Source organism: Belnapia arida (genome assembly GCF_016773205.1).
Lineage (GTDB): Bacteria > Pseudomonadota > Alphaproteobacteria > Acetobacterales > Acetobacteraceae > Belnapia > Belnapia arida.
Genome location: NZ_JAETWB010000075.1, coordinates 1 through 10,635, shown reverse-complemented (window position 1 = coordinate 10,635; position 10,635 = coordinate 1). Strand labels below are relative to the sequence as shown.

The following is a 10,635-nucleotide window of genomic DNA, read 5'->3' as shown; positions in this document are numbered from 1 at the left end:
CCCTTGCGGGTCGACGAAGGGTGCGACGGCCGGCGAAGGCTAACGCTGAACCTGGATCACCAAACCCAAGCGCCTCAAGCCAACGCTGAACTAACATTCACCGCGGACCACCAAATGGGGGCTGATCATGCCCAGATCGCTGTTGCTGGGGCCGCCCGCACCGCCAGTCACCTGCCCGAGCACAACCTCCTCCGCGGCACGGCCAGCAAGGAATCGGCGCAGGTGCATGCCAAGCCAGGCTTCGGTGACATCTTCGCTCGGTGTATCGACGGCTGTGTGTCCGCCGCTCAGGTTGTCCTCGCGGATGGAGACGTATTGCAGGGAACTCGGCTGCTCCAGCACCTGAACCAGGGCATGTCCAGCCTCATGCACCGTCGCGATCTGTCGGGCACCTGCCGGTGACACCTGATCAGAATCACGGGTCTCCGCCAGCAGGTCATCAAGCATCATCGGGCGCGCGGCCTTGCGCGCCCGCCGCCGGCGCCGCGTGCCCAGCGCTCGCAATCAGCACCAGTGCCGCCCAAGGCGAGCAGCGCCGCCCGAGTCAGGTCGACGCCTGCCAAATCCTCTCCGAAGTGGACGCGGAAGGTCGCCGCGAGCGCGCGCTGGTCAGGAAGAAGGACGGCGGTGATGCGGTCCAGGCGACCCGATCGCGTGATGGCCGGGTCGACCATCTCGGGATGGTTGGTGGCCCCGACTACGACGACGCCCTCACGCCCGACGACGCCGTCCAGGTGCTCGAGTAGCGCGCCGACAACTGCGGTCCACCAGTCCGGATGACGGCTATCGGCACTACGGCTGTAAAAACTGTCGAGTTCATCCACGAACAGGATGGAATGCGCCGCCTTGCGGGCCTCGTCGAAAGTCGCCCCCATTGCCTTGAGGAGGTCGCCAAGGTGCCCCTCCCTCGACGACTGCCAAATCGAGTAGGAGCCAACGACGGGCGGGACGCAGCAAGTCGCCGCCAGCGCACGTGCGAAGGTGGTCTTGCCAGTACCTGGTGGACCGGCGAGCAGGCAACCGCGGTCAATGTCCACCCAGGACAGCGTCTCGGCGCTGTAGGCCTCCAGGTCGCGCGCCAGGTCGTGTCCCCAAGCTACCGCAGCATCCATGCCGGGCAGATCATCCAGCGAAGGCGCGGGTCGCAGCGCCCGTGATGCTTGGCGAGCCACGATAGCTTCGGCACGCCGAAGGAAGTCCTTCGCTGACTATCCCGACCGTCGCGCCAGCCTCGGGACCACCGGCGACACGGAGGCGCAGACCTCGGGAGCGAGCACCAGATCCGTGGTGTCGGATGTGACCACCTGCGCCATTCTCCTCAGGTCTTCGGCGTTCAGGGGCCGCAGGACGAGTCTCAGGTCGGTGGCTCGAATCAGGTCCGGAGGCAGGAGCCGGTCGGGCGCCTGGGAAACCCCTACGACGCTCTGGCCTTGCCAAAGGCTCTCCGAGATCTGCTCGTTCTCGTATCTGGACCGGTGGCGCGATCCCGAGCCGTCGGCATCAAAAACCATCCAGGCGCCTGGCCGGACCTCGATGTCGCCTGTCCAGCTGGTGGACGTCCGCTTGCTGGGCACTTTGGCAATGTTCCGCCAAGCCATGCTGACGGGCGACACCCAATCTGAGTCCGGCACCTCGGTGACAACGGCGCCGACCAGGGCATCAACATCGACCCCTGCTCGGCCAGGGCACGTTGGACAGCGAGCCGGGCGGCAACCCGGGCCGGGTCCACGGCCCTGGGTTCTTCTAGAACCGGCTCACCGCCCCGGAATTCGTTATCGACTAAGCTATCCTCGTCTACGGCATCGTGGTTTGCGGACATGCTGGAACCCCATCTGCGGAATGGCGACACGGCAAGGCCGGTCCGTATTCGCAGGGGCAGGCGCAGAGGCTCAGGCTGTCTCGGGTCCACTAAGTTCTTCGGCTTAGGCGGGAAAGCGTTAAGAGAACATTTTTCGGGCGGCAACTGCGATCGTTGGGTTGGCTTCTGACGAGGTCGGGAGGCCTCTCACTCGGCGCCCCAGGAGACGGACATGTTCAACCCGTGGACCAAGAAGAACCCGTTGCGCAGCATGATGCTCAGCGGGGCGAATGCCTGGGCCGGAGCCGCCCGGGGCATAATGACCGGCCAGGCCAAGCGCCAGCAGACGGCCGCGATGCGTGAGGGCACCACGCAGGTCACTGACGTCTGGGCGGCGGCATTGACCAGCCCCACCCCCGAGAAGCGGGCAAGGAAAAAGCAGTCCTGAGGCTGACCCATGTGCAACCTCTACAGCATGTCTAGCAACCAGCGCGCGATCTTAGGGCTCACCCGGGCCACGCGCGACAGTACCGGCAACCTGCCGCCGCTGCCCGCCATCTATCCCGACAGCATGGCCCCTGTGGTGCGGCAAGCTGAGGGCGGCGAGCGTGAACTCACCATGATGCGCTGGGGCATGCCGGGCCCGGAGCAGTATGGCGGGCACCCTGTGACCAACATCCGGAACACCTGCAGCCCGCACTGGCGCCGCTGGCTCGGACCGGCGCACCGCTGCTTGGTGCCGGTCACCTCCTTCTCCGAGTGGGAGGACACCAAGCCCAAGAAGACGCCAGTCTGGTTCGGGCTGTCGGAAGAACGTCCCTTGTTCGCCTTTGCCGGGATCTGGACCACTTGGACTGGGGTTCGTGGCACCAAGGCCCACCCCGTCGAGGGAGAGCACGAGCTCTACGGTTTTCTTACCTGCGCCCCGAACGAAACAGTGGGCGCCATCCATCCGAAGGCCATGCCGGTGCTGCTGACGACGCCCGACGAGATGGACACCTGGTTGGAGGCGCCCTGGGAGGTTGCCAAGGAGCTTCAGCGACCCTTGCCGGATGCCGACATGCTCATTGTGGCCAGGGGTAATCGGAAGGATCCGGCCTGAGCCTGGAAGTCAGATCCTGCTTGGTGGCACCATAAAACTATTCGGCGCGAATCAGCTTCCCGCCGCTCTCGACCAGACCAGACCCGGACGGCCGCCGACGAAGCGGGTAGGGTCGACACCTTGCGTGGCGAGCGCCGCCGCAAGGTCTGCCAAGGGGCGGCCGACCCCTTCATCGGTGAGCTTGAAGGTGCCCCAGTGGTAACCCAGGGCCTGCTGCGCCCCGAGCAGCTTGAAGCCTCGAACCGCGTCCGCCGGGTTCATGTGCTGGCCCGCCATGAACCACCGGGGTTCGTAGGCACCGATCGGCAGCAGTGCGAGCCCGAGTAGCCCGTGCCGCTCGGCAATGCGCCGGAACGGGCGGCCCTCGTCGAATCCGGTGTCGCCCGCGAAGAAGACGCCGTTGCTAAGGCCACGCAGCACGAAGCCGCACCACAGTGCGCGGTTGCGGTCCAGCAGGCCCCGCGCCGTCCAATGGTGGACCTGCTCCAGCACAACCTCGACGTCACGGCCCAGCGGCACCACGCCGCTCCAGTCAGCGGTGGTGACTTCGATGGACAAGTCACGCCCACGGATGGTGGCATCGTTGCCGAGCGGCGCAATAACTCGGGGCCGGTCACGCTGCCAGAGGCGTGCGAGAGTTTCGAGGTCCAGGTGGTCGTAATGGCCATGGGACACCAGCACGACATCAATCGGCGGCAGGTCGTCGAAGACAATCCCCGGCGGATTCACCCGCCTGGGGCCGACGAAGGAATACGGGCTGGCGCGCTCCGACCAGACTGGGTCGGTCAGGATGTTCAGCCCCGCTCCCTGGATCAGGAAGGTCGCGTGCCCCACAAAGCTCACGCGCAACGCCTTCCCCTCGACGCGACGGGGCGGCCGATCCGGCGGGAACGGACTCGGAAAGGCGTTCGGCCAGCCCTCATTGTTCCCGCCCAGCTTCCAGCGCGCCAGATCAAGGAAGCCGCGCGGACTGGCGCCGCCCGGGTTAAAGAACCACTTGCCGTTGAAGTGATCGCTTACCGGTCCCCCATAGGCTGCGATGCTGTTGCCGGAACAGCCACCGATCCAGGGCAGTGCCCCAAGCACTGGAACGGCGCCGAGCAGGGCAACGAGGCGGCGCCGGGTGAGGCTGCGAGCGGGTCGGGATGAGTCATCTGTCACGGGGCATCCTGAGCACCGGAGGGGCAGGTAGCATAGTGGGGAAGATTGCCGGTCCCTCCGGCCGAGACGTTGCCACCTCGCCTGCTATGCGGCCTACACGGATCCAAGCATCGGACGGGAGACACTGTTGGCATCTCCCGTCCTGCCTTGGCCCTAAAATCAGTTCGGCCAGCGGACGGCGATCTACCGGCTATGCCGCCCCTCGATCAGGGGCCAGGGCCCGGACTATGCGGCACTCGGCCACGGTCCCATGGCGGCACTGGCCGATGAGGTCCCGCAGTTCGTGCCGGAGTGCTTCGAGGTCAGCGATCTTGCGTTCAACCTGCTCCAGGTGCTCGCGGGCGACGCGGTCCACGGCGTCACACGACTGGTTGCGGTCGTCGGCGAGTTGGAGCAGGTCGCGCACTTGGTCGAGCGAGAACTCAAGGTCTCGGGCGTGCCGACCGAAGCTGAGCCGTTCCAGATGCTCCGCCCCGTAGGCCCGGTAGTTGCCGGAGGTTCGGGCGGGGGCCGCGAGAACCCCAACCCGCTCGTACCAGCGGATGGTCTCGACCTTGGTGTCAGTTGCGCTCGCCAGGTCGCCGATGCTGAGTGGGGTTTCCAATGGCATGTCCTTGACCCTGTAGCGGCCACAGGGTCCAACTGAGGTGCCATGCACCCCCGGCGCAAGCTGGCGGCGGTCCAAGGATAGGATGGGCGGTCATGGCTAACGGAGAACTGGCTGAAGCGGGCGAGAGCTCCAGAGCAGCCCTGAGATATCGGGTCGAGGGCATGGATTGCCCAAGTTGCGCCTCGAAGATCGAAACGGCCGTCGGCCGCGTTCGAGGTGCCAGGGACATTCGGGTCAACTACGGCACTCAGATCTTGGCCTTCCGATTGGACGAAGCCGCCACGCCACGAACGGCGGTTGAGGAGCAGGTCCGCAGGCTGGGCTACGGCATCGCGCCGGTCGAGGCGCCACAGGTGGTCGCGGGTGAACCGGGCACCGCAGCCGGGTCCGAGGCCCGCAATCCTGGTCGTCATCCCTGGTGGCAGGGCGCCAAGGCTCGTCTGGCAGCCTTGCTCGCCGCTCTGACCGCGGCCGGGTTCGCCGTCTCCGTCTCCGTGCCCGCCCTGGATCACTGGGCCTATCTGCCCGCTGCCCTGCTCGGCCTTGCCTTCTTCGGTCGCAAGGCCATCACTGCGGCGCGTGCGGGATCGCCCTTCTCCATCGAGATGCTGATGTCGATCGCTACCGTCGGCGCCATCGCCATCGGCGCGACCTCTGAGGGGGCGGTCGTGGTGCTCCTGTTCACCATTGGCGAACTCCTCGAAGGCGTCGCGGCTGGTCGGGCCCGTGCGGGCATCGAGGCGCTCGGTGCCCTGGTGCCGAGGACGGCGCTGCTCGTCGAGGGTGGGACGGCGCGCGAGGTCGCCGCCGCCCACCTCAATGTCGGTGATCTGGTCCTGGTGCGTCCGGGTGACCGCGTCTCGGCTGACGGCGAGGTGGTCGAGGGCGAGTCCGAGGTGGACGAGAGCCCCGTCACTGGCGAGTCCGTGCCGGTGCCCAAGGCCGAATGCGCCTCCGTCTTCGCGGGCAGTATCAACGCCTCTGGCATGCTTCAGGTCCGGGTGACAAAGCCCGCTTCCGACAACACCATCGCCCGCATCATCCGGCTGGTGGAGGAGGCCCAGGAGGCCAAGGCGCCCACCGCGCGCTTCATCGAGCGGTTTTCGGCCATCTACACGCCCATCGCCGTCGCCATGGCGACGCTGGTCGCTGTGGCGCCACCGCTCCTCCTCGGCGGTGCCTGGGAAACTTGGGTTTACCGTGGACTGGCACTGCTTCTGGTGGCGTGCCCCTGCGCACTCGTCCTCTCGACACCCGCGGCCATCGCCTCCGGCCTCGCGGTCGGCACCCGGCGGGGCCTACTGGTGAAGGGCGGCGGCGCCCTGGAGGCCATTGGGCGTGTCCGCACGGTCGCCTTCGACAAGACCGGCACCCTGACCGAGGGACGCCCGCGTGTCACCGACGTCCTGGTGCTGACCGGCTCCGAGCGCACTGTGCTCGGCCTCGCCGCGACGGTGGAGAACGGGTCCAACCACCCGCTCGGCCGTGCCATCCTGGAGCGGGCGGCGGCCGACGGCATCCCGCTGCGCCCAGCCAAGGACTCTCGGGCCATTCCGGGCAAGGCCGTCGAGGCGGTCGTCACTGGCAAAAGGGTCAGTGTCGGCTCGCCCCGATACGCTACCGAGCAGGCGCCTCTCCCGGTCGATGCGGAGCGAGCGGTTGCGGAGTGGGAGGGCCAAGGAAACGCGGTGGTCGTCGTCTCTGTAGACAGCGCACCCACCGGCCTCATTGCCGTCCGCGACGAGCCGCGAGCGGACGCCGCCGCAGGCATCCGTGCGCTGCATGACCTTGGGGTTCGCGCGGTCATGCTGACCGGCGACAACCCGCGGACCGGCAAGGCAATCGCCACTGCCCTCGGTCTCGACGTGCAGGCGGGCCTGCTACCTGAGGACAAGCTGCGCGAGATCAGCGCCCTGAAAGCGCAGGCGCCGGTTGCCATGGTCGGCGACGGCATCAACGACGCGCCCGCGCTGGCGGCGGCCTCAGTCGGCGTTGCGATGGGAAGCGGGACCGACGTGGCTCTGGAGACGGCGGATGCCGCCCTTCTGAACAACCGCGTCTTGGACGTCGCCGCCCTGGTCGGGCTCTCGCGCGCGACGCTGGCCAACATCCACCAGAACGTCGCCATCGCCCTTGGTCTGAAGGCGGTCTTTCTGGTGACGACGGTGGTTGGCATCACCGGCCTCTGGCCCGCAGTGCTGGCAGATACCGGTGCCACGGTGTTGGTGACCTTGAACGCCCTGCGGCTGCTCGGCTACCGGTTCCAGATGGCAGCGGTTTGCTGAGGATCTGGCGACACAACAAGCCGTTTAACCCAGCGCCGGTCACCACGACGGGACCTTAGGCTTGGTCGTGCGGCATACCCTGCTCTTGGACAAAGTTACGAAGCCCTAAGTGGGCAAATTAGTCCTTCTTCGGAACTCCAGGTTGGTCAGGAGCTTGGCGATAAGTCAGCGAAGCGCGCCTCAAGGTCGTCTACAGCGGCTCGCTCACCTAGGTTCTGCCGCCCCGCGGCAAGGGCGAGGTCGACATGGCGGCGCAGCCCGGCGCGGCGCTCCGGCGCCTGCTCCGTCGTCAGAACAGCGCCGAGGATCTCGAACAAATGGAGAAGGACGGCCGCCGAACCAGCGCCGTTCTGCCGGATCGAGTGGAACATGGCGTCGAGCAGCCCATGGTAGTCCAGCGCGTCGGAACAGAACGGCCCGCCCGTCCCGGAGTACGGCTGAGCCTGGCAGGTGACGGTCTGTCATGCCGCAGAGCACATCGCCAAAGCGGTCCAGCACCGCCATGGCTGTGAATGGGTCGTTGATGTCGGGTGAGAGGGCTCGGACGGCAACTTCAGCGAGTTGGCGCACAGCAAACTCGAGATCCTGCGCCGCAGTCTGCCGGTCGCCGAGGCTCAGCGCTTCGCGCTGCGAGGCTGCGTCGCCTCGGGACGGGACTGACCTGACCAGCTGGAGGCGGCGGATGGAGCTCGACGAGGATCTGGTGGACCGGTTGACCCTGGCCATCGCCAAGGGTGACGCAACGCACATACAGCGATCCAGAGCGCATCGGCGAGGTCGCCATCACGAACGGCGAGACCAACTTCTCCCAGTTCATCGGGATCGGACCCAGGCTGGAACTCGACTACCTGGGCGCGTCAGGCACCGGCCGCGGCTGGTGGAGTGTGAGACGTGCCAGCGGCTCCGACGTCCTACCGAGGTGCCGGTGAGAGGGGCAGTGCCGTGCAGCGAACCACGCCACTTTGAACGTGTCCTGGCTCGCCTGAAGGGAAAGAACCGCTTCTCCGCGTCTCCAATGGCCGAAAGCCACTCAACCGCGGACAGAACCGGCGGGGCACGTAAAATCGCTCTGTCCGGACGAGCATCGAGGTTCAGCTGACAGCGAGGCTTCGCCGCAGACGCCCAATGGCGCCGGGCAGGCCACGAACCTTCATCACCCGGCCATTCTCGTCATACTCCTCCGACAGGACCCGCGCGCTCTCGTACACCTCGCCGATAAGCCCCTGCTTCGCGTAGGGCAGCACCAGCACGTCCTCCACCATGGACGCCTCGAAGAAGGCGACGATGGTGTCCCGCAGCGCGCTGACATCCCCGGCCGAGTGAGCGGAGAGGGGGATCGCGTCCGGGTGCTTCTCGACCAGGGCGGCGCGCCGGGCAGTGTCCACCCGGTCCATCTTGTTCAGCACCAGGCGGGACGGCACTACATCCGCCCCGATCTCGCGCAGCACGCTGCGGCTCACCTCCAGCTGCGCTTCGTAGGTGGGATCCGACGCGTCCACGACATAGAGCAGCAGCGATGCCTCCAGCGCCTCCGTGAGGGTGGAACGGAAGGAAGCGACGAGGTCATGCGGCAGCTGCTTGATAAAGCCGACCGTGTCGGAGACGAGCACCCGCGGGCGGGTCTCCGGCTGCAGGATGCGGACGGTGGTGTCGAGCGTGGCGAACAGCTTGTCTTCCACCAATACTTGGCTCCCCGTCAGGGCCCGCATCAAGGAGGATTTGCCCGCGTTGGTGTAGCCGACCAGCGCCACCCGCAGCTGGTCCCGCCGGGCGGAGCGGCGGTGGTCGCTGTCCCGCTGCACCGCTTCCAGCTGCTCCTTCAGTTCCGCAAGCCGATCGCGGATCTTGCGGCGGTCGAGGTCGAGGTTGCTCTCGCCCGCGCCCGGCCCCTGCCGCCGCTCGCCGCCGCCTGACGACTCCCGCAGCCGCGGCGCCACGTATTTCAGACGCGCCATCTCCACCTGGAGCTTCGCCTCACGCGTGTTGGCGTGGCGATGGAAGATCTCGACGATGATGCCGGTGCGGTCGAGCACCTGGGCGCCCGTCGCCCTCTCCAGGTTGCGGATCTGGCTGGGGGAAAGCTCGTGGTCGACTATCACGAACTCGGGCTTGCGGGCCGTGTCCGTCTCCCCCTCCGTCGAAGGCACCGTCTCCCCGGCATCGTCGAACCGCTGCCTTGCCTTGGCCCTCGGGGGCGGCGCCATGGAGCTGACCACGCCGGTGCCACCGGTTAGCGCCGCGAGTTCCGCCAGCTTGCCGCTTCCGAGTAGGGACCCGGCACCAGTTCCCTCGCGCTTCTGAGACACCGTTCCGGCCACTTGATAGCCCAGCGTCTTCACCAAGCGTCCCAATTCATCAAGGCTAGCCTCGTGGGCGACGTCGTCCACCTCGGGCGTTTGGATGCCAACGAGAACGGCGAGCGGAACGGGGGGCTTGGTTTCCATGGCGATGGGGTAGCACGGACAGGGCTCAAACCTCGAGCCTCGAGCGGATCGCTCCGGCCTGTACAGCGCGCCAGTGCCCCAAGAGTCCAGGAAGGGGGGTTATCTCAATCGTACGTCTCGTGGTTCCATTATCACAGCAGGGCTGCTCGACAGGATAGGGAAGAACATACACGCCAAAGTCTGGTCAGCCCGTTTCACCGACTGTCTGCAAACTCTCGGCAGCCACAAAACCTTGGGCTCTCGGTCGCGGCTGATTCCAAAATCCGGCGCCGTCGGTGCATTTCCAGACAGCCAGTCAGGCGATAGCCGGTTCGCCCTTGTGTTTCATGCAATGACTAGCCAGCCAGCGTCTACGGCTGCTTGTAGGTCAGCAAAGCCTGTCACACCCTCCAAGGTGATGGCTGGTATAATCGCGGCCACCGTGTCGAAGATGATCACCGTGTTGTTGTCTACGGTGGTTAGGCTGATTCTGCTCGTGTCGGGCGCGCCGAGCAGCACGAGGTGGTCCTACTGGACGTCAAAGTCGGTGATGCGGTCGGTGCCACCGAAGTAGTAGATGGTGTCACTCCAGGGACCCCCTGTGATAATATCGTTTCCAATATGACCGTTTATCATGTCATCGCCGCGTCCCCCATCGATCACATCGTCTCCAAAAAGGCCATTTATTGTGTCGTTGCCGTTCTCCCCCAGAGGGTGTCGGAAGCTCTTCCCCCTACAATAGAGTCGTTGCCGTTCCCGCTTGCCAAAGTAGTTTCTCTGACAAAATCAGAATCGGTGAAGTTGATGGTGAGCACGTCGTCACCGTTCCCGCCGCTCACTGTGTTGTTGCTGTTATTTGACATCCTTGAAAATAGTATAGTGACAGTGTCGTCCCCGTTCCCAGCGTCGGTCGTAGTCTGACTAGACCCGGCGATGAAAATAGAGTCATCGCCGCTGCCATCGGTGATGCTAGTCCCGAAGGGCCGGACAACGCTAATGGTGTCATCTTTGTTAGTTCCAGAGACGTCACCATTGACGTCACCACCAACCCGGATACTAGCCATTTTCGTTCCCTCCCGTAGACCTTGGCAGAGCTGACCTAGAGCTTCTGGTCTGGGTTGCCCGCTTGATTATGTATCTATACTCCATAACTCTCTTTCACATGAACGGATCACGGATCGCCCTAGCAGGTTGCTGAAAAGCCTGCGAGCTGTGCCGGATCGTGGCCCTTTCCGACGCTGACGGAGCGCCGCGCA

General features: G+C 65.7%; 12 protein-coding genes and 1 pseudogene. 3 read left to right on the top strand and 10 right to left on the bottom strand.

The annotated features are described in order from the left end of the window. Positions 1-90: 90 nt before the first annotated feature. Positions 91-450 (bottom strand): hypothetical protein, encoded by a 360-nt coding sequence (locus JMJ56_RS31590; protein WP_202835844.1) that lies wholly within the window; start codon positions 448-450, stop codon positions 91-93. Then, complete coding sequence (locus tag JMJ56_RS31585; RefSeq protein ID WP_202835843.1) at positions 447-1,112, bottom strand: ATP-binding protein; 666 nt, start codon at positions 1,110-1,112, stop codon at positions 447-449. Before JMJ56_RS31585 ends, JMJ56_RS31590 begins: the two co-directional genes overlap by 4 nt. A gap of 918 nt (positions 1,113-2,030) precedes the next feature. On the opposite strand from JMJ56_RS31585, the gene JMJ56_RS31580 reads away from it, so the two are divergent. Continuing rightward, entirely contained in the window at positions 2,031-2,246 is a 216-nt protein-coding gene (locus JMJ56_RS31580) for a hypothetical protein (RefSeq protein ID WP_202835842.1), read from the top strand. A gap of 9 nt (positions 2,247-2,255) precedes the next feature. Beyond that, entirely contained in the window at positions 2,256-2,900 is a 645-nt protein-coding gene (locus JMJ56_RS31575; protein WP_202835841.1) for an SOS response-associated peptidase, read from the top strand. Between the two features lie 51 nt (positions 2,901-2,951). Here the strand turns inward: JMJ56_RS31575 and JMJ56_RS31570 are convergent, their stop codons facing one another. Both JMJ56_RS31570 and JMJ56_RS31565 read right to left on the bottom strand, forming a co-directional pair. Further along, entirely contained in the window at positions 2,952-3,986 is a 1,035-nt protein-coding gene (locus JMJ56_RS31570; RefSeq protein WP_328702519.1) for an MBL fold metallo-hydrolase, read from the bottom strand. Between the two features lie 265 nt (positions 3,987-4,251). Beyond that, positions 4,252-4,671: a MerR family transcriptional regulator gene (locus tag JMJ56_RS31565; RefSeq protein ID WP_202835839.1), complete on the bottom strand. Its 420-nt coding sequence runs from the start codon at positions 4,669-4,671 to the stop codon at positions 4,252-4,254. Positions 4,672-4,763: 92 nt separating this feature from the next. Here JMJ56_RS31565 and JMJ56_RS31560 point away from each other — a divergent pair, with 92 nt between their 5' ends. Continuing rightward, a complete protein-coding gene (locus JMJ56_RS31560; RefSeq protein ID WP_268885180.1) occupies positions 4,764-6,956 on the top strand; it encodes a heavy metal translocating P-type ATPase in 2,193 nt (730 codons plus the stop codon). Positions 6,957-7,102: 146 nt separating this feature from the next. Here the strand turns inward: JMJ56_RS31560 and JMJ56_RS34530 are convergent, their stop codons facing one another. The 6 genes and pseudogenes from JMJ56_RS34530 to JMJ56_RS31535 all read right to left on the bottom strand — a co-directional run bounded on the left by JMJ56_RS34530 (position 7,103) and on the right by JMJ56_RS31535 (position 10,443). Next, entirely contained in the window at positions 7,103-7,327 is a 225-nt protein-coding gene (locus JMJ56_RS34530; RefSeq protein ID WP_236038990.1) for a hypothetical protein, read from the bottom strand. Between the two features lie 58 nt (positions 7,328-7,385). Continuing rightward, a pseudogene (locus tag JMJ56_RS35885) lies at positions 7,386-7,682 on the bottom strand (DUF2254 family protein); the annotation flags it as partial. A gap of 365 nt (positions 7,683-8,047) precedes the next feature. After that, on the bottom strand, positions 8,048-9,400 hold the full coding sequence (gene hflX / locus JMJ56_RS31550; protein ID WP_202835836.1) for a GTPase HflX: 1,353 nt from the start codon (positions 9,398-9,400) through the stop codon (positions 8,048-8,050). Positions 9,401-9,724: 324 nt separating this feature from the next. Next, a complete protein-coding gene (locus JMJ56_RS31545; RefSeq protein WP_202835835.1) occupies positions 9,725-9,898 on the bottom strand; it encodes a hypothetical protein in 174 nt (57 codons plus the stop codon). Positions 9,899-9,907: 9 nt separating this feature from the next. After that, positions 9,908-10,042, bottom strand: a complete 135-nt coding sequence (locus tag JMJ56_RS35880) for a hypothetical protein (RefSeq protein WP_407927984.1) — start codon at positions 10,040-10,042, stop codon at positions 9,908-9,910. 20 nt (positions 10,043-10,062) lie between these two features. Further along, positions 10,063-10,443 carry a hypothetical protein gene (locus JMJ56_RS31535; protein WP_202835833.1) on the bottom strand — a complete coding sequence of 127 codons (381 nt, stop codon included), beginning with the start codon at positions 10,441-10,443 and terminating at the stop codon, positions 10,063-10,065. Positions 10,444-10,635 lie beyond the last annotated feature (192 nt).

What these genes read in the sequence shown, in the direction of transcription:
- JMJ56_RS31590 (WP_202835844.1), bottom strand. Translation starts at nt 450, where the DNA reads ATGATGCTTGATGACCTGCTGGCGGAGACCCGTGATTCTGATCAGGTG.
- JMJ56_RS31585 (WP_202835843.1), bottom strand. Translation starts at nt 1,112, where the DNA reads ATGGATGCTGCGGTAGCTTGGGGACACGACCTGGCGCGCGACCTGGAG.
- JMJ56_RS31580 (WP_202835842.1), top strand. Translation starts at nt 2,031, where the DNA reads ATGTTCAACCCGTGGACCAAGAAGAACCCGTTGCGCAGCATGATGCTC.
- JMJ56_RS31575 (WP_202835841.1), top strand. Translation starts at nt 2,256, where the DNA reads ATGTGCAACCTCTACAGCATGTCTAGCAACCAGCGCGCGATCTTAGGG.
- JMJ56_RS31565 (WP_202835839.1), bottom strand. Translation starts at nt 4,671, where the DNA reads ATGCCATTGGAAACCCCACTCAGCATCGGCGACCTGGCGAGCGCAACT.
- JMJ56_RS31560 (WP_268885180.1), top strand. Translation starts at nt 4,764, where the DNA reads ATGGCTAACGGAGAACTGGCTGAAGCGGGCGAGAGCTCCAGAGCAGCC.
- JMJ56_RS34530 (WP_236038990.1), bottom strand. Translation starts at nt 7,327, where the DNA reads ATGTTCCACTCGATCCGGCAGAACGGCGCTGGTTCGGCGGCCGTCCTT.
- hflX (WP_202835836.1), bottom strand. Translation starts at nt 9,400, where the DNA reads ATGGAAACCAAGCCCCCCGTTCCGCTCGCCGTTCTCGTTGGCATCCAA.
- JMJ56_RS31535 (WP_202835833.1), bottom strand. Translation starts at nt 10,443, where the DNA reads ATGGCTAGTATCCGGGTTGGTGGTGACGTCAATGGTGACGTCTCTGGA.